We start from the raw sequence: 20,739 nt of genomic DNA, 5'->3' as shown, positions 1-20,739 counted from the left end.
ACCCCGTCGATTCCGACGGGCAGGTCCGCACGCATGGCGGCGATCGCGTCAACCCGCTCCTGTGCTGCGGCCAGGTCGGCGACGACGTGGAGCCCGGCAGGGGAGTCCGCGGTCGTCTGGATACCAGCTGCGGCCACGGCGGCCAGGGTCTCGGCGTGCGTGGCTCCGGCGGGCAGGAACGATACGCCGTCCAGTTCGACAGCGCCGTAGGCCCAGAACGTCATCTGGAGCCGGTACGGCCGGTCCTTCGCCCTGAGCGTGCCGGCCGTGCCGTTGCGGGGATTGGCGAAGACCTGTGCGTTGTGCGCGGCCCGGATCTCGTTCGCCGTCTCAAACTGCTCCTGTGTAAAGGCGACCTCGCCGCGGACCTCGATGGTGACCGGATCGGTCAGATGCTCGGGGAGGCCGTCGATCTGGCCGATGACATGGCTGATGTTCTCGCCGTGACTGCCGTCCCCGCGGGTGATGATCTCCACCAGACGGCCGTCGCGGTATCGAGCGGCCACGGCAGCGCCGTCGATCTTCGGCTCCACGGTGAACCCGCCCTGCGGCACGTGGCCCAGACGGCGCTGGACCGAAGCACCCCATGCCACCAGGCCCTCGGCGTCGAAGACGTTGTCCAGGCTAAGGAGGCGAGTGGTGTGCGCGACGTCGCCGACGGGCGCTGCACCGTCGCCCACGAGCCCGGTGGGGGAGTCCGGGGAAACCTCGGCGGGATTCTCCTGCTCCCAGGCCTGCACCGACCGACGGAGCTGATCATAGGAGGCGTCGTCCATGGCGCTGTTGCCGTCACCGTAGTACGCCTGCGAGGCTTCGCGCAGCAACTGGAGCGCGGCCTCGTATTCGGTGCGGCTGGACACGGCGAACTGTGCCTGAGCGGCGGGAAGCGTCGTCATGAGGATGATCCTCTCGTAGGGGTCTGACAATGAGGGGCAGTGGCGGGAGGGGCGGTTGGGACCAGATACGCGAGGCGCCGGGTGTGGCTGCCGTGGGTCTGGGGACGGGCCCCGGGCGCTCAACGGGGTGCGGGGTCCTGCTGATCGGACTTGGAAGGTCTGCGGGCCGGCGTTACCGCGTGGCCCTCAACTCTCCTTCGGAGAGAGCACGTCGGCTCCAGCACGGTCACAAACTTCGATCCCGTCGGAGATCCGGAATTTCTGGACGAAGACGCCGTTGTCCACGTAGGCGTACTCGCGGCCCATCTTCAAGATGGTTACGTCCTCGTGGTGGTAAGTGGAACCGTTGTAAGCAGTCCGGACGGCTGTGTCGCCGGTCTTCATGCCCTTGAGATTTGCCATCTTCAGTCCAGAATTGTCGTGCTGCACGGGACGTCATCGAGGCGGCATTCTGCGAGAATTCTCGGCTCTGTGAGCGCGCCGCCGTAACATCAGGCTACACACCGAAATAGCAATAAGCAACACATGGAGTGTCTCGCCCCGCCGGTGTCACGATTCGCTGTCGTGAGTGCGTTCTCCGGCCTGTCCCTCGCAGCGTTGTTGTGGGTGTAGTCGGTGGTCATCGTGTTCCTCATGGGGGGTGCCGTCGGCCAAGCGGCCCACCGGCGTGCAGCAGGGCCGCTGGCCTTCTCGATACAAGGGCGTTCATCTCGGACCGCCCGTTCGCACCCGGCGGCGCTATGGGAGATGGGCCCGGCGGACGGTGACGTCGACGTGAGGACGCGGAGACCGCGCGCCTAGCCGAGGAGTCGTGAAGCCTCCGCGCTCACCAGGGAACGCCGCATCGACGGCTCAGCTTGCAGCAGCAGAGCCACCGTGCGGGAGAGCGAGGAACGCGGCACTGTGCGCAGCAGCACGGAGGCAACGCCCTCTCGGAAGGCGTAGCTCCCGGATGAACCGGGGATTGCACGGAGCATGCCGCTCAGAATCACCTCGGCCAGGTGACTCGCGCACGGAGCCGTCTCGACCGAGCTGTGCACCATCTGCATCACCGGCAAGTGGGGGACGCCTGCCGCCAAGTGCCCCGCGAGACGGAATGCTTCAGGGGAAGCGGTGGCGCGGAAGCGGAGGACCAGGTCCTCAGCAGTGAGCCCCGTCGGGAAGTCGGTCCCTTCGGTCGGGCGTGCGGGCGGAATGAAGGCGACCGCCGCCGGGACCTCGTTGCCGCCGCCGAGGAGAGTGAACCAGTTATCCAGCCAGGGAGAGGCGGGTTCCAGAACAGGCACCGGGATGCTGTCCGCTCTCGTGTCGGAGGGGTTGTCGTACGCCGTGAAGCGCAGTTCGGAGTTGGCGGCTCCGGCGGCCGGGGCACAGATGCGACCGGGCGTCGCGGGCAGCGCAGAGCGCCGCCACATGTGCTCCGGCAGCGGCTGTACAACCGCCACCGGCCGCACTCGCGCCCAGCTGCGCAGAGTCCTCAGCCAGCGTTCACCGGCCGCACCGGGGTGCCACTGCGGGCCGGAGCAGTCGCTGAGCACCAGGGTCACCAGTCGGTCGTCCCCGCCGCCCTGTCGCCCTCGCAGCGTGCCATCGGCCTTGAGAACGGACACCGTCACATTCTGGAAAGAGCCACTCTGGGCCAGGGATTGGCGGAGCCGCCGCAGCAGCGGCCGCCACATTGGCATCGTGGGCCCGGCATCGAAGACAAGCTGGAGGCGATACCGCACAGCGCTGTTCAGGGCTGAGGCTGTGTTCGTCCGTATGGTCACGTCGTCTCCTTGGGGCCTGCGAGGGGGCGAGGCCCGGACCGGACGGAGGGAAAGTCGGTCCGGGCCTCGCGGCCCCGGCCGCCGGGGGGAGTGCCACGGCCAGGGCGAGCCGCACGAAGCGGCTCCTTCGGAATTGGAGGACTGGGGCGGCTTCCCGCCCTCATGACAACCAGAATACATATCGAAAATGGATTACGCAACATCGCGCCTCATCTCCTGGACCGAGCCCGTCACAAGTACCCCACCGATGCTGCCCGTTGCTTCTTCCCTTCCGGCGCACCTGGTCGCCGGAGAAGCCCAGGAGCGGAGGCGCGGCGTTCCGCACGCCGGCCCCCTGCGGCCTCCTACGCCACGCCGTCCTGGGCCTGGCTCTCGACGCGGTGCAGTACGTGGGGGGCGACGAGGTCAGCGCCGCCGTCATCCCACCGCACGGCCTGGAAGGCGTAAGAAGCGGAGCCCTCCGCGATGCCGAAGGTGTGCCCGCAGCGTTCCGTCCCCCGGGCCCGCATGACGACGTGCGTTCCGTCCGCGTAGTAGGTGAGCGCGGGATCGAACATGGTTGCAGGGCGTGTCAGATCAGACGCCAGGGGGCGCGCTCGGATCACGATGTCGGCGACTTTGTCCTCGTCGACCCCGGGGATGTTCATGCGCCGGTCGGGCTCGACCTTCCAGGACAGGCCGGGGAACAGGCGGTTCACCTGCGCGCGGACCCACTGCCACGCCTCGTCCGAAGCCTCCTCGGTGGGCTCGTTCGCAGAGGAGTGCCAGCCCTCGGCGCAGTCCGCGCCCTGTTCGCCGAGGATGGCCATCACCTCGGCGCGAGTGATCTCGTCCGGGAGCTGGGTGCCGGCCTGCAAGCGGTGGACGTACCGGTGAAAGAGCTGAAAGGCCAGAGACTCGCCGTCCAGGTGGTGGGCGTAGACGATCCGCAAGACCGTCCCGTGTCCCTCGGCGTCAGGGACCAAGGTGGCGATTGCGGGCGGCGGTGATGTGTTGATGGCCATGGGAGGGGCTCCGTTTCGTGCAGGGGGTGAGGGTCTAGCGGCGGCCGGCCGCGGGATGCGGCGCGGCCGCCGCGCCGGGTCAGGAGGGCGGAGCGAACTGCCACGGCCAGAACGGCGGGCGGGTCGTGGTGGGGTACAGCACCGGCCGGGCCTTCTGCTCGGATCTCGCCCGCTCGGCGCGCTCTTGTACGACCTCCTCCAGAAGCCGGGGACGGTTGAGGGCGTCGCCGCAGGAGACGGTCACCTGCCGTCCGAGCCTCCACAGCTGGGCGTTCACGGCGCAGCACGCGGCGTTGAGCGGGTCGAGGTCGTTCAGCCACCAGTGGTAGACGGCGGGGTCGGTGCCGAAGAACCGCAATGTGGCGGCAGCTGACCGGGCCATCGTCCCGGTGCCCGCAGCGGGTTCGAGGAACAGGTCACCGGGCTTGCGGTCGGCGGAGAACACCATGTCGCCCATGAAGTTGGTGACGACCCCCGGGGTGAAGAACTCACCGGTGCTTTGCCGTTCGCTGTAGCTGCGCATCCGGGTGATGAGTAGGCCGAGGACATCGTCGGACTCGGCGCGGGCGGTGTCGGAGCAGTACTCCAGCAGACCTGCGCGCAGGAGGATCCGGGCGTAGTCGGCCAGGCCGCGGATGTCGTTGTCAGTGGGGTGGGAGAGCCAGTCGTGGAGCGGGCGGGCGGCCTCGGTCAGGTCCGGGTCGTAGGTCCAGAACGAGTTCCAGCCGGCTCGCAACGTGTCGACGAGCTGTTCGTCATCGAGGGGGAGCAGGAGCGGGCCGTAATCGGGGCCGTCCGGCCGCGAGGGCGCGGAGAGGGCGAGGGTGGCCAGGGTGCCGACCGCGATGGCCCGGTCGCTGGAGCCCCCGCGGTTGGATGTCCACCAGGCATGCGCCGCCTCGGCGATGACGTGGGCGTGGTCCCGCCCGCTTTCGGGCGCCATGGCGCGGCGCATTCCGGCGGGCGGGATGCCATACAGGGTCACGCCGCGCTCCCCGGCCCCTGCGCGATGAGGCGGTCGAGCTCGGCGACAAACGGCGGCAGGAGCGTCCGCTTGCCGCCCGGACGCCGGGAGCCGAAGGGCCGCAGCATGCCGGGGTGACCGCTGGGCTGGAAGTCGCTGTCGATGATCCAGGTCGGATCTCCCGGCATCCGGGACAGGCGGTAGGCGGCCTTGTTGAGCAGCGTGCTGTGCTCGAAGAGGAGGAGTTCGGCGTACCAGCCGATGACGGCTCCGGCCTGGCGCTCCTCAAGCACCGGCACGACACCGGTGTGCTCAAGGGAGTTGTCCTCGTCCGGGACGGTGGTGGTGAACGTCCGGGCGGTGCGCAGCGGAGCCAGGACCCTTTCCGCGGCCTGGTGGGCTTCGGGGTAGCCGATCGGGTCGGCGATCAGGCACCGTCCGGCAAGGGAGAGCGGATCGTGGGTGGCGGAGGCGGGGAGATCCAGCGGGGCGAGCTCTCGCAACAGCGCCTCGTGACCGAGGGTGGCGAGGTACCAGTGCTGCTGAGTACGGGTGTCCGGGGGCATGGTGTCCATGGGGCCCTTCCTGGGGGCGGCGGGCGCTGGCGGATGGTCCGCGCCCAGCGGGTCAGTTCGGGGATGAGGCGTGGCGGCGGGGCCGACCACGGTGAAGGACGATGACGGTGCCGACCGCGAAGCCGCGGGCCAGGCCGAAGACTTCGCCCATGCGCCTGCGGGTCTCCTGGCTCTGCCGCTCACGTCCGGGCACGTAGAAGCCGTCCTGGGTGAGGAGACTGATGATCTTGGCGGTGACCTCGTGGCGGGTGACGTCGAGTGCGGTGACCCGGCCGTGCGTGGTGTATCGGCGGCTGCCGAGGCCGACGAAGGCGTCGTCGGTGCCGAGGGTGAGGATCTCGTCCGGGTTGGTCCAGTTGTAGTCCGTGGCGGACACGCGGTAGTGCTGGTCGAAGGCGAGGATGATCAGTTTCATCGGGTGTGTTCCTTGGCGGCCCAGCCAGGAGCGAGCGCGGCCGCCGGGGCCGCGTTCCTCGCTCGCGGGCAGGCTCAGGCGCGCGCCGCCTCGGCCTCCTCGTCCTCGGCCTTGAGGTCTTCGAAGTAGTCGCGGGCGCTGTCGACCATGTCGGGGACGTTGCACCCGAAGGACTCGGCCGCGTCCAGGAGCGCCGCGAGCATGGCGGCCTCGCGTTCAGCTCCGGCGGCGGCGACGGCGCACAGGACATCGAGCTTCACGGGGTACGCCTCGCTGCGCAGTCCCTCGGCGGCCTGGTGGAGTTCATGGGTGGTGACCCGTCCGTCCGTCAGGCAGAAGACCTGAGCGACCAGATCACCGATCACGCGCTCGGCGCTTTCCTGGTCGTCCACGACCCGGTCGTCGGGGAGGTTGAAGGCGATCTGGGCCATGGCCTCGGCGGCGAGGACGCCGAGCCGTACGCGCTCGGCCAGCTTGGGAACGGGCAACAGGGCCTTGGGGGCCTGCCTGTTGTATGCCTCCAGCGCCGCGTGGGCCCATGCGGCGCGGTCCGCGACGGTGTACTCGCGTGCGGGGGTCATGTTGACGCCGGATTCCGCGGCTGCGGCGAAGCGAGCAGCCTTGCGGTCGGGGATGGTCGTGTCCACGGTTGTTCCTCTGGGTGAGGTTTCCAAGATGGTGGTGTGCGTGAGAGCGAAACGTCGCTCGATCACGAGAATCACACTACATATTGATACCCGAATAAGCAACACACCCGGCCGGGTGACGGGTATCTGCCCATTTCGGGTAGGGGAGCGCGGGCATGCCGAACACCGCCCTGGACCGCTCGGCCCGATTGCGGCCAACGGGCAGGGCATACCTGTGGGTCCCCGGGTGCCGCTGGCGCCTGGCCCCGATCTGTTCCAGTGCGGTGCGCAGCCAGGCGCGCCGGTCGGCCCCCGCAGGGCGCTGCGAGGCGCCCAGCGCCGCGATGCGCCGCTCGAACCCGTCGGCACCGCGGTCTCCGGCGACGAATTTGGCGATCGACCGGGCCGGGAGCACCTGGCCGTCCGGCAGCACGATGACCGTCCTCGCCGTGCTGCGGCCCGTATAAGTCGCGGAAAGGGCCTGGTAGATGACCCCGAGGTGCCCTCGGGGCGAGCCGGCCGTGCGCCCGTCCGGCAGGGTCCGAAGCCGTGCGACGGGGTCCGCGTAGGTGACCACTCCGCGCACGCCGTGGCCAGCGGCCAGACGCAGGGCACCCGCGACGGCGAAGCTCTCCCCGTTGCTCGCCACCGAGGGAGACAAGCACACCCTCGACATTTCCAACGCCTCGGTATACGGCTCCAGCGACGGGAAAACCCTGGTCAAAGCACGGCGGCTCATCGGGACGCCCAGGACGACGACACCCACCAGCAGTTGGCCGTCGACCAGCTGGCCGTCGTCGCCCCCTGCGGCATCGAGGTCCACCAGCCCGAACCGGTGGACCGCCGGAGGCCACCCCGAGAGGTAGTGATTCGCCTGGATGTACTCCCGGGCGGGCATCTCCGCCAGCTCGACCACCTCGTAGCGACGCCGGTCAAAGCCGCCCTGCGACGCATGCACCCACGTCGGCACACCGCCGCTCCACCGCTGAGTCCAGCCCTCGGCGCTGCCGGCAGCCATGGCCTCCCACCGCGCCGGAGCGGGCCCGAGCGGCGCGCTCACCGCTCCTGCCTGGCTTCGGCCCGGGCAGCGAGACGGATCTGGGAGAGGCGCTGCTTCATCTCCCCGATCCCGCCGGCCCCGGCGAGCGGCGCCTGAAGGCCCGGCCAGGACTGCCGGGCGAGGGCCACGTACTTGCTGCCGGCGAGCACCGTCACGTCCGCCGACTCGATGCCGCGTTCCCGGACCTGCGCCTGCACGAAGTCCGCGCTGACGCTGCCGGGGTCGCCCACGGTAATGTCATACGGCTCGATCTCTGTGGACAGATCGAGGAGCCCGTGGGCGGCGGAGAGGATGTACTGGCGGCCACCGTCCTGGAGCAGGGCTTTGGCCGTCTCCCGGCAGGAGCCGTGGAAGGTGCCGACGTACATCGCGCCGGCCGTCACCCGGCGATCCTGTTTGGCCTTTCCGCAGCCGACGACGACGATCCGGAACCTGCCCGCGCCCTCGGCGCGGGCCCGCTGCCAGCCGTCCTCGGTCAGAGCACCGCCCCAGACGTCCAGCGCGTCCCGCGTCGCCTCCCGTCCACAAAGGACGTCGCGGCTCTGATCCAGGCCGACGTAGCCGGCGTCGGCGAGGGACGCCAGGGTCCGCAGGTTGACGGACTTGGGCAGCAGCCCGATCGGGTCCCTGGCCCCGGCGAGGAGGGCGCGGCGCTGGGCGGGGGTGATGCGGGGTGTGAAGGCGCTGGCCGTACGCGGCCGGTCCGGTGCGCCGGGCGACGTGGCCGTGGCGCTGTTGCGGAGATGGTCGGTGGTCATCGTGTTCCTCGTGATGGGGTCGGCGCCGGCTGGGTGTCGGCCCAGCGGGCGGGCAGGGTGGTGTCGCCGTCTTCCTGGCGGCGCTGGTCTTCCAGGTCGGCGGCGCAAACGCGGCTGCGGTGCCACTGCTCGGCGGCGTGTCCGCTCGGCCGACGGCACCTTTGTCGGGGCGTGGCTTTGCACGTGGGGCAGGTCAGGGACGCCGGGCAGGTGTCGCCGATGTCCTCGCCGTCGCAGAAGGCGCAGGGCGGGGCCGTGGCCGGTAGTACGCGCCCGGCGACGTCGACGAGGAGACCGGCCGCGCGCCAGGCGCGTTCCTCGACTCCCGTCGACGGCGGCCCGAAGCTCTGGCGGTTCACGCCCCGCCTGTCTCAGCTGCCGGATCCGCGCGGACGAAGGACTCGCCCTCGGGCCAGATCACGATGATCTTGTGGTGGGACAGGAACTCCTTGGCGACCCGGCCCGGCTCAGCGGTGAACAGAAGTGCGCGGCGGGCCGGGGAGAAGAACCGCGCGCAGTCGCTGATCACTCCGTAGGCGGCGATGAGCGCGCCGTAGTGCGATCAGTGACAGGCCATCACCACCTCTCCGGCAGCCGCGTCGAAGAGGTCGGTGGACGCCAGGACGGGATCCGTGACGACGCGGTGCCGTAGGACACGGTGTCCCTGGGCCGTCAGGTGGAAGAGGTAGGCGGTCAGGACCGCGTTCTCGGAGCGGTCGGCCTCCTCGTCGTTGGCTCGGCCGGGCTGGGGGCGGGCAGGATCGGAAGGGGCCAGGTAGGAGACGTGCGGACGGTCGGTGGTCATGGTGTGAGCGCTTCCGGAGTCGGGTGATGCGGCGGCGGGGCGACAGCGCGGCGAGAGCGTCCTGAATAGGGAGGGTCAGTTGGGCGGCAGGACGGTGGTGGGGCGCATCCGCCGCGGTGCTGGGGGGCGGCGGGATCCCGGCGCGGGTCTCGGGCGAGAAGACCTGAACTGGCTGAGGCCATCGCGGCGGGGACCTGGCTGCGAGGGACAAGCGCTAGCCCAGCGCGCACCTGCGGGTGGGGGCGGGACCAGCCGCGACGCTACGTGACCGGCCTGTCCAGGGCTGGTTGAGGGCAGGCCGTAGCAGTCAGCTTCGATCACCACCGCTCGGCGGCAGCGGTGCCGCCCAGTCAAGCTTTGAGTACCGCTGGCTGACCTCGCGCGCCGAGTACGTGACCGGACGCCGGTCCTTCTCGTGGACCGTGACGACGATCCCGTCCGGAGACTCTTCGAGCCCACTGACCCAGACGTACTGGAAGTAGCCGCCAGCGGCGCTGTAGTGCATGAGGCGGTCCCGAGGGCCGACCGGGGCCTGGACCGTGCCGCCGGTGTACCGCTTGTAGGGCACGAGGACCTGCGGGACCCCTTCCGGCTCGGCCAGGGCGCGATCGGTCAGCATGTCGGTCACGTGCTCCCTGATCAGCGCGTACAGGGTCCGGGGCGGCGGGTTCTCTGTCGCGAGTGCCACGAAGGCCAGTCGGAGCCCTTCGTCGTCCTGGGCAGGCGGGGTTTCGCGGGTGTCGGCGAGGGCGAGGACGTCTTCGGCATACCGGTGGGCGATGCGTCCGCGGTGCAGCTGCGCGGTGGCGGGGGAGTTCGCGGCGACGCACGCAGGACAGGACAGGGGAGCGTCGGTGACGCGCGCCGGGTCGAGCTTCTCGTAGTGGTGGACGACCGAGTACCGGCCTGCGTCGCACGCCACGTCAATCATGAAGCCGGTGTGGCTGTTGAGCAGGCCCTCGTGAACGGCGCCGTCGTGGCCGATGAGGTTCTTGTGGTCCATCTCGTCTCGACCGCCCCCAGGGGCGGTGTCCTCGCCTTCGGTGTGTACGTCGGTGGTTGGCTGGACGACTTGTGGTCCGGCGGCACGGGCGCGGTGCGCGGTGTGGCCCCGCGCCCATGCCGTCCGGCTCATTCGCTCAGGTAGAAGGTCACGCCGCGGCACACGAAGCGGACCGGCCCCGTCGCGTTGATGGCCAGCTGGTACGCCTCCTCCTCGGAGACCGAGCCCGGCTCCGTCACGATCTCGTCGAACCGGGTCTGGCCCTGGAGGTAGCGGATCAGCTCGTACTTGGCCTCCGATCCGTCGAGCGGGATCGTCGACCCACGTGGAGGGTGGAAGTCGGTCAGTCCGCGCCCGATCCATCCGGCCGAGAGCTGGACCGGCGCGGGGAAGGGAACGCGGTGTGCGAGATGTCGGGCGACGGCCTCGTGGGCGCGCTGGTCCCACATTCCGTTCCAGACGTCGCTCGCGTTCTGTGCCTCCTCGTCGTACGCGGCCAGAGCCCGGCGCATGTTGAGGTACTCGTTGCCCCCGCGGAAGTGCCGGGAGGTGGCCCAGTTGCCGTCCGCGTCGAAGCCGTCGTCCATCGACTGCCCGTCGTGCTGGCGGCCGACCATCCAGTGCCCGGTGGACTCCTCCACGCCGAGCCATACGCCCTCGAAGGAGCCGCGCCACGCGCGCCGCGCCTGGTGGACCACGGTCCAACCCTGGTGCTGTCCACTGGTCTTGATGCGCATGCGTGTCTCCTGGGCCTGTCTCGTCGGTAGGGGAAGGCGCGGGGCGCTCAAGCCGGGAGGCGAGCACCACCAACAAGCATCACGGTACACATAGAAATCAGAATAGGCAACGTTCGCTTTTCTTCGTTGGAGCGATCCGCGCCCGCGGGAAGCCGGAGCCCGTCAGGACAGGGGTGGAGAACTCCCTTTCTCCGCAGCACGGCTGGTGCCCGGCCGCAGGGAGGGGTAGGCGTCGGCCAGGACGTCCTCGGCGAGAAGGACGGGCGGGCGCGAGTAGACGAGTGACTCCTCGCCGTCGCCGGACTGCACAACGGCCAGATCCGCATGCCTGTCCGCAACTTGGTTCAGGGCTCGGCGGAGGTCGGCGGTGCAGGTGAGAAGGAGCCGGCCGGGCCCCAGGGGGTCGGAGGCGAGCCGCGTCAGGCTGATGGAGCGGGCCGCGGGGCTGGCGGTCCGGGCTGCGAAGTCCAGGCTCGCGTACGCCTGAACGGGCGCGGGGCAGTGGCGTCCGGCCGTGCGGCGCAGCGCCATGAGGTGGCTGCGGTCGGCTGTGCGGTCGGCGGGCGGCTCGGGGTCGAGCAGGTGAAGGGCGCGGAAGGGGTTGGAGAGCTCGTCCTCGATGTTCGCGGCGGTGTGGTCGCCGGGCGCGTACATGGTCACCAGGCAGGCGATGTCTGACGCGAGTACCGACGCGGCCGGGGTCTTGTGGCCGGCCGCTTCGGCGGCGGCCGCCAGGCGCCCCTGCAGCGCTGCGCGGCTGGACCGGCTGAGCGGGGAGTATCCGAAGAGATGCCGCCAACTGGGCACGTGGCACTGTTCGGCGCTCACCAGCCACCAGTGCAGCAGCCACAGGCTGGCGTCGAGTTCAAGGTAGGGGTCGGCACCGGTTTCGTCGTCCAGGAGCCAGTGGGCGCGGTCGGTGGGGACCAGGTCCTGGCCGTTGCGGGCGGCCAGCCCGAAGGCCTGGGCCCAGAAGGCCATGGACGGGACCATGCTCTTGCCGACGCCGAGCACGACGGTCGCGTCGGGGCGGCGCAGGGCGGTCGGGTCCTGGCGCAGGGCGTCGTAGACCTTGCGGAGCCACCCGTAGCGCGGTGGGTAGCCACGGTGCCGGCCGAAGGCGGGCAGGCAGCCGGTCATGGCGGTGCGGTTCGACACTGGGGTCCTTTGCTCAGTCGAGGGAGAGGGGGCTGCGGTCGGAGAGGGTGAGCCGGGCGACAAGACGCGCGAGGGGATGGGCCCAGTCGGCCGGGGCGTTGGGGATGAGGAAGTCTTCGCTCCAGGTGGTGCCGTCACCGATGAGCGGCTGGCTGGTCAGCCGGACCTGCCTCGGGCCGGCTGCGGCGAAGGAGAGGTCGAGTTCGTAGGACCGGGTCTCGGTGTCGATGTGCCAGGAGAGATCGCCCTCGGTGTCGGGGCATCCGCAGGTCAGCGTGTACACGCGAGTGCGGCTGGGAGCGGGCAGGACGGCGCGCAACGCCCGGGCTACGGCCTGGGTTTGGCTGTGGTCGTGTGATTCCGCCATGGTTCCTCCTTCCGGCCCGGCCCACGGATGTGGACCGGGCGAGGTGGCTACCTGCTGGCCATGAGGGCGTCCAGCAGTTGGTCGGTGGTGTGTGTGGCGATCGCGAAGCCGATCAGCTTCTTGACGTCGTCGCGGTGGCGGGCCATGTCGCGCGCCTGGGCGAGGGTTTCCTCGGCCAGGTCGGGCTGTGCGAGGACGTCTCCGCATCCGACGAACGCACGGGGGCCCAGTTCCCAGACGAGGGCGTTGACGGCGGCTCCGGCGGCGGCAAGGGGGTCGAGTTCGAGCATGACCCAGCCGCGCTCTGCCGGGTCCTCTCCGCCGCGGCGCAGTTCCTGCGCGGCGGAGCGGAAGAGTCCTCCGGTCCCGGCGGCCGGCTCTAGCGCCCACTCGCCGCGTCGGCGATGCCCCCCTGCGCCGCTGTCCGCGGTAAGTACTGCGGCGAGAAGATCGCTGATGTCGGGCGGGGTGTGGTACTCGCCGAGGCTGCGCCGGGAGTGGTGGTGGCGCAGGCTTGTGATGACCCAGGAGATGAGGTCGATCCGGGACCGCTCGGCGGGGTCGGTGTCTCCCGTGTGCCGGAGGACTCCGTGGCGCAGCGCGGCAAGGGCCACGGCGCGCACGCCCGCGAGATGGGTGTCGTGGAGGTCCTCCCTGGTCCAGTCGAACAGCGGGCGGGCGGTGGTCCACAGGTCGGGGCGAAGGCCGTAGTAGTAGTTGGCGCTATCAGCCAGGCCGCGGACCAGGACGCGCGGGGGCTGCGCGGCGATGTACGCGGCGATCGTGTCGGCGGCCGCGGCCCCGGGGGACTTCTGGGGCCACAGGGCAAGGGCGGCGACGACCCCTGCGGGGATGTCGAGCCGGCTGCCGCCGGCGGCGTGCCAGGCCTCGGCAACCGCTTCGCCGAGGACGGAGCCGGGGCTACGGCTGACAGTGATCGGGGGACACTCGGTCGTACCGGCGTGACGGGCGCAGCTCGGATCGGTGCAGTTCCGGTCCCCCCGGGTGAGCACCTGATCGACGGCCCCGGTCACGAGGGCAGCGGTGGATTCAGCGGACATGGAGGCTTCCTGGGGCGTGAATGTGTTGAGGTCAGGGAGTTGAAGGAGGGCGATCCGTGCCGTGCGTGTCGGCTCGGACTCGTGCCGACCCCTGCGCCGGCCCCGGAGTCGGGGAGCGGTGGGGCTCTGCGGCGGGTGTCGGCGTCGGTTGCTCCGGCGCCGACACCCGGCGACTCCTACAAGCGCATGTGGTCCAGGGAGGTGCGCTCGGCGCCGACCCCGTACTGACGGCGCTCCGGGTGGTCGCACGGCCGGGCGTCGCCGGACTTCTCGCCGCGGAGGTGCACCCGGAGGAGGTCGTCGAGTGTCCGCACCGGCGTCCACAGACGGCCGGTCGAGCACTCCCCGCAAGAGGCGGAGACAGCGGCCTCGACGTGACTGGCGAAGCGGAGATCGAGGCGGTGCGCGTTGACGGACAGTCGGGTGTAGGTGTGGCTTCGGTCCCGGTGGGACACCTGGACGAGGTAGTCGGCCACGAGGTCGCCGAAGCTAGCCCGAGCGCTCGCCAGCATCCGAGCCCAGGCGTCAGGCTCGTGGTCGCCTCGGAGGAGTTCGGCGAGCGGGTCACGGCTCGGCGTCGATCCCTCGGCGCTCGCGGGGCAGTTCGGGCAGATTGCGAACCGCCTGCCCTCGGCGTCACGACAGGTCGACAGGCGCTCTCCGCAGCAGTTGCAGTGGTGCGCCAGACGGCCCTCGCGGCTGGCGAGCCGGACGCGACAGATGAAGCACTTCAGTCCTCCCGTGCTCGGGTCGTGCGGGCGGCGGGGGGCCGGAGGGGCGGTTGATATGTGGGCGGAGCACGGCGACATGGAGGCGTTCCTCTCGGGATGACTGGGTGAGGCGGTCAGTGAGCGGCGGCCGCCCGGCAGAGGAGGCCTGCGGGGCGGCCGGGCCAATCAGGCGTTGGGCAGTGCGCCCGGCGCGGCGGCGTACATCACGCACGCGGGCATGGAGTCGCGCAGATCGGGGCCGCGCTTTCTGCGCCTTCCGCGAGGCTGAAGCCCGCACTTGAGACGCTCTTGACCGTCGCCGAGCTGCCTCAACACCGTGTTGGCGCAGTCTCCGCAGACGGCGGGCGGGTTGTCGAGATCGGCACTGAGGAGCGGCATCCGGGACGCGGGGTGCTCACCGCGGTCGAGGTACATCCGTATCGAGCCGCGGGGAGGGTACGTCGGGTCCGGGGCGGGTATCAGCGGCGTGGTCATGGCGAAGGTCCTTCCTGACGGGATCGTTCGTGGGGCTCCGGCACCGCGGGCGGCGGTGCCGGGGCGCTACTTGGCCTTGCGCTGGTCAACCCGGTGGGCCTGGGATGCCGCGCGCATGACCTCGTCGAAGTCGAAGCCGAGGTTCTGGGCGTAGGCGCGCAGATCGTTGAGCAGCACGTGCAGCGCCTTCGAGAAGGTGGGGTAGGGGTCGTCTGCCATGTGCACTCGGAGGGCGGCAGCGGCGTCGCTGGCGTGCACGTACACGTCGAAGAGGTGGTCCCCGGCGGCCGAGTCGTCCGTGTTGTAGATCGGCGTGACCGACGGGTCGAGGTTCGGCATGGCGACCAGGGGGCGTTCGTCGAGTCGCGCCTTCGCGTCGCCGTCGAGGCAGCGTTCGACGTCGGCGCGCATGTGACTGGCCAGGTGCATCACGTCGGTGGTGACGTCCACCAGGGTCAGCCAGACGTCGGCCCAGCCCCTCCGGTAGGCGAGAAGGGCGGCGTCTACCTTTACCTCGTGGACGACAGCAAGCATGGGAGGACTCCAGAGCAGTAAGGGGTTTTGTGCGGCGTGGACTTGGGGGTCCGCCAGCGATGCCATCAATCTACATACTGAAACATGAATACGCAACATCTCGGGTGGTCGTGAACGTCTTCGGGGCCGCCCTCAGCACGGTGGGCCGGGCGATCACCTGTCCGGGCCACCATCCGAGTTCTCGGATATGCGGCGCACCGGCCGCGGCACCGGAGCCTTCCTATTCGCCGGAGCCCCCGCGCGCCCGCCGCTCGGCCGGCGGCTGCCGGCGCGGCATCGTGCTGACGAAGACCAGGAGCGCCCCCAACGCCACCCCGGCCGCAATGATCGCGCCGACAAGGCTGGCGGGCTCCAGTACCCATACGCTGTCCAGGGCGACGACTGCGCTCGGCGTGCCCCGGCGCAGCGCCCATCGGCACCATGGGCTCGGGCTCTTACCGCCGACAACCGGCATCGGTTCCTCCTTGGTTCTGGATGCCGGCCGACACCTGCATCCGAGCGTGGTTTCGGTGGCCTGGGAGGGCAGGCGTCCCGGGCCTTGATCGAGTCAGGCGCGAAACTGCTCCCCGTCGAAGTACGTGCCACGGGGCATCCGGGTGTTGGGAAGGACGCCCGAGACGACCGGGGAGGTAAGGCGCGGGACGTCGACGAAGGTCGTGTATCGGTCCAGGAGCCGGGCGGCCACCCGGGTGTCGCCCCATCGGTGCCCGACCGCGTTCAGGGGGCCGAGGGCCACGTTCAGGCCGTTCATGATGGAGAAGCCGAGACCTTGGTAGTAACTCTCCAGCTCCGGGAAGCAGTTGAGGGTCAGGAGCCCGTAGCCGGCGCGCGTGAAGCGGCGTACGGAATGCCGGATGAGTTCGGCCCCGATGCCTCGCCCGCGCTGCTCGGGGGCCACGGCAACCGCGGTGATGATCGCGGTCCGCTCCGCCAGAAGGTGCGCCAACGGTACGTCGATGCCGGGATGGTCGAAGAGCCACAGCGGAACGCCTCCGATGAGGACGCCGAGCGTGTCGCCTTTATCGCTTTCGGCCACGACCATCAGGGCCCGGAAGTGGGAGAGGGGCCCTTCCTGAGGTAGGGACAGGTTCGGCCGGACATCCTCGAACGCGTCGGGATCGTCGGGGTTCACGTCGGCGAGGAGCCGCATGACGGCGTCCGCGTCGGTGGGCGCCGCGTCGCGGAGGGTGATGCCGGGCAGGCGTGTGCGGGTGGTACCCATAGTGACTCCTGGGGCGATGTGGGCGCAGTGTGTCGCCTCTGGGGCGGCGGAAGGGAGGGCTGCCGGAGGGGGCTCAACGGCGACATTGGTCACGCCGGAAGGTGGGCGAGATTCGAGCTCTGGCCGCTGTCAACGGGCATCGAATCGTTCTCGGAATCGGGATGTCGGCTGGTACCTGCGTCCGTGGTGTACTCCCTGGCCGGGCCATGCTCCTGGGAGGGAGGGGTGCAGTCAGACGAGTGGGGGCGCTGCGGAACTGCGGGACTTCACTGGCGGTGGGCAGCTTGCCTACGAATGCGTCTGGGTGTGTTGGGACTCCGTGGCGGTGAGATAAGACTCCAGGCGGGTGATGCGTGCTTGGATCTCTCTGCGGAGTTGGAGGGCGGCCCGTAGGTCGCGCTGGGCGGAGGTACGCCGGTCGGGGGTTCGGTACTGGGCGTATGCCCGGTCGGCGTCGGAGACGCAGTCGGGGTCGGCTTCGTGGACGGCGAGGACCGCCCGGATGACGTTGTGTGTGCTGATGGTGACCAGCGCGGAGGCAGGCTTCGAAGCCCAGTCGCCTGCACGGATGCTGACGGGAAAGTCAGTGGTGTCACCGCCACGTGCCAGGGTCAGGCCGGGGGATTGGACCTCCAGCCCGTCGATGGTGAGGATCGGGTCGTGCCTGACCGGTGTTCCGTTAGGGAGCGGTCGGATGCTTCCGCATCGGCCGAAGGTCACTCCAAACCGAGTCGGAAGGAGGGCGCGGACCTTCTCCGCCCCTAGGTTGATGTCGCCCCAGTTGTGGTCGTCGTACGCGGGGGAGATAGCCACCATGCCAGCAACCCCGTTGCCTTCGACCGCATACACGTTCGCGGCCGCCGGACGCCGCACCATGGCCAGGCCCGGGTGGGTGGGCTCCAGACGCTGGATGCGGACGGGTCCGAGGATCGTGGTGACGGTAGTGGTCTTGGTCATGCGGGGCTCCTGAGGCGAGGCGCAGTGCGTCGGGGTGGCGAGAGGAGGGAACCGTCGGAAGGTCCGAAAGCGGTGTCCACGGGCATGGTGGGCACGGGCGAAATCCGGGCTCATGGGCCCGGCCGACCGAAGCCGAAGGGCTGTCGGGCGGCCAGGAGAGCTGCGCGGACGGGCGTTAGTAGATGTGGCGGCCATCGGGAACTGTCCGGCCGATCAAGCGCCAGGGCGGGCCATCGTTCAGGACGCCCATGGGGCACCGGTCCGGCTTGTGGGTCGACAGGTCGGCCTCGATGGCCGTGTACCAGTGCCGAGTGAGCGGGCACCGCGTCCCGCGTGCGCATCCCGGCCGCTCCGCGACGAACACGTGGTAGACGTCCGGCGAAGTGGGGAGGGACTGGCGGAACGCGTCCGAGATGCGCTTGCCGTAAGCCGACGGGCTCTCGCTCTGGTACCGCCCCCACACCTGGATGCCGTAGACGAACTGGGTCTGGCCGTCGCGGTCGAGCCGCCAGCGCAGCACGGAGCCGTAGCGCGGGTTGTCGGGGGTGGACTCGTCCGCACCCGCGGGCACCGCTCCGGTCATGTCGAGGACGGTCTGGCCGGTCCCGGTGAACGCCTGGGGCACAGCCAGCGCCCAGTATGAGGAGGCATGCTTTCCCCACGGATGCAGCCTCCGCCGCCGGGACTGCGTCCCAGCCTTACGGCGCTTTATGAGCGGCTTGTTCCGTTTCATCTCTCTCGGTCCCCCGGATGCGCTGAGACGGCGCGACGCCTGGAGCGGCGCTCGTCAAGTGGGTTGGTTTGGCGGGGCGTTGGCCCGACCTGAGAATGACAGTACACAATGAAACAGGAGTACGCAACGTTCTAAGGAGTGCTGTCCCCACCGCGCCGGGCGAGGTCCGCACCCGCCTGGAATCGGTCCCAGGCCAACCGGCTGTCGACCGCGTCCTCGATCGCTCTCCAGACCAGTCCTCGCGCGGGATCCTCCGGAACGTGGGGCTCTCCGCGGTTGCCCCGGATCACCGTGACCGTGTCGCCGACCGGCCGACGGGACCTGTGTACGAGAATGCAGGTGGGCGTCCCGTGGCCCGGGATGTAGGCCCCGGATGTGTCGATGATCCAGCGCGCGTCGAAGCGGGGCAGGAACTCGGTGACGTACCGCTTGCCGAACTCCCTCTTCATGAACGAGTTCGCCGTCAGCTGTGCCACGAAGCCGCCTGGGACGGCCAGGTGCTCGAGCATCAGGGCTGTGAAGGGCAGGGCCAGCGAGTACTTGCCGGCCGCCACCTGCGGGTACGCGGCGCGCACCTGGTCGCGGACGGCGGGGTCCTTCGGGGTGATGTACGGGGGGTTGGCCACGCACGCGTGGTAGGCACCGGCGGCCAGCAGGGGCTCGGTGCGGTCCAGCAGGGAGTCGGCGGCGGCCACGTTGACGGGCCACGACGCCGGGACGCGGTCCAGGCTCACGCCGAGGACGTGCGCCGAGCTCGCCAGGAGCCGGTAGGCGGTCAGCGCGGCGGCGTACGCGTCGAGGTCCACGCCCGCCACTGCGGCGAGCGCCCGCTCGACGGCTCGCGGCCCGTGCCCGACCGGAGCGGGCCTGCGGCCGCGGATCGGCGGGACGCGGGCCATGTGGAACGCGGCGACGGCGATGTGCCCGGTGCCGCAGGCGGGGTCGATCATCCGGACGCCGGCTGGCCCCCACTCCTCCATGGCCGGCTCCAGCGACAGGCGCAGCAGGAGACGGGCGACCCAGGGCGGGGTCTGGCACAGGGCGCGCCCCTTGCGGGCCTCCTCGGACAGCAGCTGGTAGGTGTCGCCGAGCGCGTAGCCGTCCACGCGGTGCTCACCTTCCAGGTCGGGGTGTCGGTCCCAGAACTCGTCGATGGCGGCCCAGGCGGCCGCGCCGAGCGGCTGCTCCCATAGCGGCAGTACGGCCGGATCGGAGAGTGGGGCGAGCGCGGGGTGGCAGTTGGCGAGGCTCTCCAGGGACTTCAGAAGACCGCCCGGGCCCGGCGGGCGGTCGTGGGCCGGGGCCAGGACGTGGTCGTGGGCGTGCCGGGCGAGGGCCGCGGCGTGGATCCAGAGGGCGGCCGTGCGCCGGTCGCCGGTGTCGCGCGTGACTGTGGCGGTGAGCTTGTCGTAGGCGCCGGGTGGCAGGGTGCCGGTGGTCATCTTTCCTCGCAGGGGGTTCGGGTACTACTGGCTGTCGGTCATCGCGGCCCAGACATGGGCGAAGGCGGGGCGGGCCTTGTCCTGCACACCGGCGGGGGCGGTCACGTAGAAGTCCTCGAACGTCCCGTACGTCTTGGAGTCCGGGCGGACGCGGGTGCGTACGCGGGCGATGCCGGTGGCGTGGGCGTCCGTGGAGTGCTCAACCGGGCGGTTCAGCGCCGTGGCCGCGGTGGTCAGGAAGGTGCCGGCTTCGGTGCGGCTGCCGGTGCGGACGGTTTTCACCGACCGGTAGACGGTGCCCTTGATGCCGTTGTCGCGGCATTCGGGCTTGGCGCATCGGTCGCCGTGATCGGTCTTGCACTCGGGCCGGCGGCCGGCGGTGTAGACGCGCTGCACCCGGTAGACCGCCCAGGGCTCCTCGTCGAGCCGGGCGTCGAACTGGCCGAGCGCCTCGGTGTTCTGGTCGTCGGTGACCCGCCTGAACAGGGTGTCGTCCTTGTAGAGGGAGCTGTTGTTGTTCAGGGCCATCGACAGGTACTCCAGGCGCAGCACGCGCGCGGCGAGGTCGGGGTACTTCCGCAGCCGCTTCAGGTGGTCCGGCTGCGGCGAGCACACCCCAGAGAACGGACAAACAGGACAATATGACTTGGACATGTCGATCCCGAGGCGGTCCTTGACGTAGCCCTGCACGTCCTTGCGGCCCCAGCCGAGCCGCAGCAGCGGGTAGTCCAGAGCGAAGGTCTGGCGGCCGGCCTTTTCGTTGCGCTCGGCCTGGGATTTGTTGGCCTTGACCGCGCGCTTGCGCTCGTCGGCGTTGTAGCCGAACAGCTTGCCGACCGTCTGGCCGCCGGCCTCCCGCAGTTGGAGATCATCAATGGCGAAGGCCTTGAACTTCTGCGCGCACTTGTGCCCGCCCGCGTACTGCGGAACTGTGCCGTTGGCCTCCAACTCGTCCATGAGGGTCCACTGACCGCGGTCGAAGACCTTGCCGGGATTCGTGGTGTCGGAGAGGACCTGGACGCCGGCGGACTCCAGGTGGCCGGCGCGCGCGACCTGCGTGTACCGGATGCCCTTCTCCCGCAGCAGCGGCAGGACATGGTTCTCGACGTCGGAAATCGTGTCGGGAAACTCGAACCCGGTCATCGCCGTCACGATCGAGAAGTCGGAGAAGTCCTTGGCGACCCCGAAGGCGGTCGGATCGTTGATGATCGCCAGGGCCAGCGCCGTCGAGTCGACGCCGAGACCGAAGTTGAGCGACTTGTGCTTCGTCGCGCGGAAGGATTCCAGAGCATCCGCCGAGGCGACTTCGGCCTGAGCCGGCACGCCGGAGGACGACGCTGCGGGGCCGGCCTTGTCCAGGTCGGTTTCGAACAGGGCGAGGGAAGTCATGGGCGTACCTGTGGGGAGGGGACGGGCCTGTTGCGCTGGCACAGGCACCACGATTCAAG

Annotated in this window: 26 protein-coding genes and 1 pseudogene; all 27 read right to left on the bottom strand. The window is 70.1% G+C overall.

Going from position 1 to position 20,739, the window contains the following annotated elements; translation table 11 throughout:
* Window positions 1-896 (bottom strand): annotated as a pseudogene (locus ABZ281_RS06175) (NAD-dependent DNA ligase LigA); the annotation flags it as partial.
* A 186-nt stretch (window positions 897-1,082) separates the two neighbouring features.
* Window positions 1,083-1,298, bottom strand: coding sequence for a hypothetical protein (locus ABZ281_RS06170; protein ID WP_356652606.1), 216 nt, complete (start codon window positions 1,296-1,298; stop codon window positions 1,083-1,085).
* Window positions 1,299-1,693: 395 nt separating this feature from the next.
* Entirely contained in the window at window positions 1,694-2,845 is a 1,152-nt protein-coding gene (locus ABZ281_RS06165) for an SAV_2336 N-terminal domain-related protein (RefSeq protein WP_356652604.1), read from the bottom strand.
* Window positions 2,846-3,009: 164 nt separating this feature from the next.
* Entirely contained in the window at window positions 3,010-3,669 is a 660-nt protein-coding gene (locus tag ABZ281_RS06160) for a hypothetical protein (RefSeq protein WP_356652602.1), read from the bottom strand.
* A 79-nt stretch (window positions 3,670-3,748) separates the two neighbouring features.
* A complete protein-coding gene (locus ABZ281_RS06155; RefSeq protein ID WP_356652600.1) occupies window positions 3,749-4,654 on the bottom strand; it encodes an N-6 DNA methylase in 906 nt (301 codons plus the stop codon).
* Window positions 4,651-5,208: a hypothetical protein gene (locus ABZ281_RS06150; protein ID WP_356652598.1), complete on the bottom strand. Its 558-nt coding sequence runs from the start codon at window positions 5,206-5,208 to the stop codon at window positions 4,651-4,653. The genes ABZ281_RS06155 and ABZ281_RS06150 overlap by 4 nt, the downstream gene beginning before the upstream one ends.
* Before the next feature lie 52 nt (window positions 5,209-5,260).
* A complete protein-coding gene (locus ABZ281_RS06145) occupies window positions 5,261-5,623 on the bottom strand; it encodes a hypothetical protein (RefSeq protein WP_356652596.1) in 363 nt (120 codons plus the stop codon).
* Window positions 5,624-5,697: 74 nt separating this feature from the next.
* Complete coding sequence (locus ABZ281_RS06140) at window positions 5,698-6,270, bottom strand: hypothetical protein (protein ID WP_356652594.1); 573 nt, start codon at window positions 6,268-6,270, stop codon at window positions 5,698-5,700.
* Between the two features lie 76 nt (window positions 6,271-6,346).
* On the bottom strand, window positions 6,347-7,267 hold the full coding sequence (locus ABZ281_RS06135) for a hypothetical protein (protein WP_356652592.1): 921 nt from the start codon (window positions 7,265-7,267) through the stop codon (window positions 6,347-6,349).
* A 38-nt stretch (window positions 7,268-7,305) separates the two neighbouring features.
* Window positions 7,306-8,067: a DUF6884 domain-containing protein gene (locus tag ABZ281_RS06130; RefSeq protein ID WP_356652590.1), complete on the bottom strand. Its 762-nt coding sequence runs from the start codon at window positions 8,065-8,067 to the stop codon at window positions 7,306-7,308.
* Window positions 8,064-8,426, bottom strand: coding sequence for a hypothetical protein (locus tag ABZ281_RS06125; RefSeq protein ID WP_356652588.1), 363 nt, complete (start codon window positions 8,424-8,426; stop codon window positions 8,064-8,066). The genes ABZ281_RS06130 and ABZ281_RS06125 overlap by 4 nt, the downstream gene beginning before the upstream one ends.
* Window positions 8,423-8,596 carry a hypothetical protein gene (locus ABZ281_RS06120; RefSeq protein ID WP_356652586.1) on the bottom strand — a complete coding sequence of 58 codons (174 nt, stop codon included), beginning with the start codon at window positions 8,594-8,596 and terminating at the stop codon, window positions 8,423-8,425. The genes ABZ281_RS06125 and ABZ281_RS06120 overlap by 4 nt, the downstream gene beginning before the upstream one ends.
* Window positions 8,597-8,629: 33 nt before the next feature.
* Window positions 8,630-8,872 (bottom strand): hypothetical protein, encoded by a 243-nt coding sequence (locus ABZ281_RS06115; RefSeq protein ID WP_356652584.1) that lies wholly within the window; start codon window positions 8,870-8,872, stop codon window positions 8,630-8,632.
* Between the two features lie 307 nt (window positions 8,873-9,179).
* Window positions 9,180-10,007: a hypothetical protein gene (locus ABZ281_RS06110; RefSeq protein WP_356652582.1), complete on the bottom strand. Its 828-nt coding sequence runs from the start codon at window positions 10,005-10,007 to the stop codon at window positions 9,180-9,182.
* Entirely contained in the window at window positions 10,004-10,612 is a 609-nt protein-coding gene (locus ABZ281_RS06105) for a hypothetical protein (protein ID WP_356652580.1), read from the bottom strand. Before ABZ281_RS06105 ends, ABZ281_RS06110 begins: the two co-directional genes overlap by 4 nt.
* Before the next feature lie 162 nt (window positions 10,613-10,774).
* Complete coding sequence (locus ABZ281_RS06100; RefSeq protein ID WP_356652578.1) at window positions 10,775-11,770, bottom strand: DUF4007 family protein; 996 nt, start codon at window positions 11,768-11,770, stop codon at window positions 10,775-10,777.
* A 13-nt stretch (window positions 11,771-11,783) separates the two neighbouring features.
* Window positions 11,784-12,137, bottom strand: coding sequence for a hypothetical protein (locus ABZ281_RS06095; protein WP_356652576.1), 354 nt, complete (start codon window positions 12,135-12,137; stop codon window positions 11,784-11,786).
* 47 nt (window positions 12,138-12,184) lie between these two features.
* Entirely contained in the window at window positions 12,185-13,198 is a 1,014-nt protein-coding gene (locus ABZ281_RS06090) for an N-6 DNA methylase (RefSeq protein ID WP_356652574.1), read from the bottom strand.
* A gap of 176 nt (window positions 13,199-13,374) precedes the next feature.
* Window positions 13,375-13,674 (bottom strand): hypothetical protein, encoded by a 300-nt coding sequence (locus ABZ281_RS06085; RefSeq protein ID WP_356652572.1) that lies wholly within the window; start codon window positions 13,672-13,674, stop codon window positions 13,375-13,377.
* A 420-nt stretch (window positions 13,675-14,094) separates the two neighbouring features.
* Window positions 14,095-14,403 (bottom strand): hypothetical protein, encoded by a 309-nt coding sequence (locus ABZ281_RS06080; protein WP_356652570.1) that lies wholly within the window; start codon window positions 14,401-14,403, stop codon window positions 14,095-14,097.
* Window positions 14,404-14,469: 66 nt separating this feature from the next.
* On the bottom strand, window positions 14,470-14,937 hold the full coding sequence (locus ABZ281_RS06075) for a hypothetical protein (protein WP_356652568.1): 468 nt from the start codon (window positions 14,935-14,937) through the stop codon (window positions 14,470-14,472).
* Window positions 14,938-15,157: 220 nt separating this feature from the next.
* Window positions 15,158-15,391, bottom strand: coding sequence for a hypothetical protein (locus ABZ281_RS06070; protein WP_356652566.1), 234 nt, complete (start codon window positions 15,389-15,391; stop codon window positions 15,158-15,160).
* Window positions 15,392-15,484: 93 nt separating this feature from the next.
* Window positions 15,485-16,159 (bottom strand): GNAT family N-acetyltransferase, encoded by a 675-nt coding sequence (locus tag ABZ281_RS06065; RefSeq protein ID WP_356652564.1) that lies wholly within the window; start codon window positions 16,157-16,159, stop codon window positions 15,485-15,487.
* Between the two features lie 288 nt (window positions 16,160-16,447).
* Entirely contained in the window at window positions 16,448-17,116 is a 669-nt protein-coding gene (locus ABZ281_RS06060) for a hypothetical protein (RefSeq protein ID WP_356652562.1), read from the bottom strand.
* 175 nt (window positions 17,117-17,291) lie between these two features.
* Window positions 17,292-17,741 (bottom strand): hypothetical protein, encoded by a 450-nt coding sequence (locus ABZ281_RS06055; RefSeq protein ID WP_356652560.1) that lies wholly within the window; start codon window positions 17,739-17,741, stop codon window positions 17,292-17,294.
* Window positions 17,742-17,980: 239 nt separating this feature from the next.
* A complete protein-coding gene (locus tag ABZ281_RS06050; protein WP_356652558.1) occupies window positions 17,981-19,291 on the bottom strand; it encodes a DNA methylase in 1,311 nt (436 codons plus the stop codon).
* A 24-nt stretch (window positions 19,292-19,315) separates the two neighbouring features.
* Complete coding sequence (locus tag ABZ281_RS06045) at window positions 19,316-20,680, bottom strand: hypothetical protein (protein WP_356652556.1); 1,365 nt, start codon at window positions 20,678-20,680, stop codon at window positions 19,316-19,318.
* Window positions 20,681-20,739 lie beyond the last annotated feature (59 nt).

The organism is Streptomyces sp. NPDC006265 (assembly GCF_040613555.1).
Taxonomy (GTDB): domain Bacteria; phylum Actinomycetota; class Actinomycetes; order Streptomycetales; family Streptomycetaceae; genus Streptomyces.
This window is presented reverse-complemented; position numbering and strand designations above follow the sequence as displayed.

What these genes read in the sequence shown, in the direction of transcription:
- ABZ281_RS06170 (WP_356652606.1), bottom strand. Translation starts at nt 1,298, where the DNA reads ATGGCAAATCTCAAGGGCATGAAGACCGGCGACACAGCCGTCCGGACT.
- ABZ281_RS06165 (WP_356652604.1), bottom strand. Translation starts at nt 2,845, where the DNA reads ATGTATTCTGGTTGTCATGAGGGCGGGAAGCCGCCCCAGTCCTCCAAT.
- ABZ281_RS06160 (WP_356652602.1), bottom strand. Translation starts at nt 3,669, where the DNA reads ATGGCCATCAACACATCACCGCCGCCCGCAATCGCCACCTTGGTCCCT.
- ABZ281_RS06150 (WP_356652598.1), bottom strand. Translation starts at nt 5,208, where the DNA reads ATGGACACCATGCCCCCGGACACCCGTACTCAGCAGCACTGGTACCTC.
- ABZ281_RS06145 (WP_356652596.1), bottom strand. Translation starts at nt 5,623, where the DNA reads ATGAAACTGATCATCCTCGCCTTCGACCAGCACTACCGCGTGTCCGCC.
- ABZ281_RS06135 (WP_356652592.1), bottom strand. Translation starts at nt 7,267, where the DNA reads ATGGCTGCCGGCAGCGCCGAGGGCTGGACTCAGCGGTGGAGCGGCGGT.
- ABZ281_RS06130 (WP_356652590.1), bottom strand. Translation starts at nt 8,067, where the DNA reads ATGACCACCGACCATCTCCGCAACAGCGCCACGGCCACGTCGCCCGGC.
- ABZ281_RS06115 (WP_356652584.1), bottom strand. Translation starts at nt 8,872, where the DNA reads ATGACCACCGACCGTCCGCACGTCTCCTACCTGGCCCCTTCCGATCCT.
- ABZ281_RS06110 (WP_356652582.1), bottom strand. Translation starts at nt 10,007, where the DNA reads ATGAGCCGGACGGCATGGGCGCGGGGCCACACCGCGCACCGCGCCCGT.
- ABZ281_RS06105 (WP_356652580.1), bottom strand. Translation starts at nt 10,612, where the DNA reads ATGCGCATCAAGACCAGTGGACAGCACCAGGGTTGGACCGTGGTCCAC.
- ABZ281_RS06095 (WP_356652576.1), bottom strand. Translation starts at nt 12,137, where the DNA reads ATGGCGGAATCACACGACCACAGCCAAACCCAGGCCGTAGCCCGGGCG.
- ABZ281_RS06090 (WP_356652574.1), bottom strand. Translation starts at nt 13,198, where the DNA reads ATGTCCGCTGAATCCACCGCTGCCCTCGTGACCGGGGCCGTCGATCAG.
- ABZ281_RS06080 (WP_356652570.1), bottom strand. Translation starts at nt 14,403, where the DNA reads ATGACCACGCCGCTGATACCCGCCCCGGACCCGACGTACCCTCCCCGC.
- ABZ281_RS06075 (WP_356652568.1), bottom strand. Translation starts at nt 14,937, where the DNA reads ATGCTTGCTGTCGTCCACGAGGTAAAGGTAGACGCCGCCCTTCTCGCC.
- ABZ281_RS06070 (WP_356652566.1), bottom strand. Translation starts at nt 15,391, where the DNA reads ATGCCGGTTGTCGGCGGTAAGAGCCCGAGCCCATGGTGCCGATGGGCG.
- ABZ281_RS06065 (WP_356652564.1), bottom strand. Translation starts at nt 16,159, where the DNA reads ATGGGTACCACCCGCACACGCCTGCCCGGCATCACCCTCCGCGACGCG.
- ABZ281_RS06060 (WP_356652562.1), bottom strand. Translation starts at nt 17,116, where the DNA reads ATGACCAAGACCACTACCGTCACCACGATCCTCGGACCCGTCCGCATC.
- ABZ281_RS06050 (WP_356652558.1), bottom strand. Translation starts at nt 19,291, where the DNA reads ATGACCACCGGCACCCTGCCACCCGGCGCCTACGACAAGCTCACCGCC.
- ABZ281_RS06045 (WP_356652556.1), bottom strand. Translation starts at nt 20,680, where the DNA reads ATGACTTCCCTCGCCCTGTTCGAAACCGACCTGGACAAGGCCGGCCCC.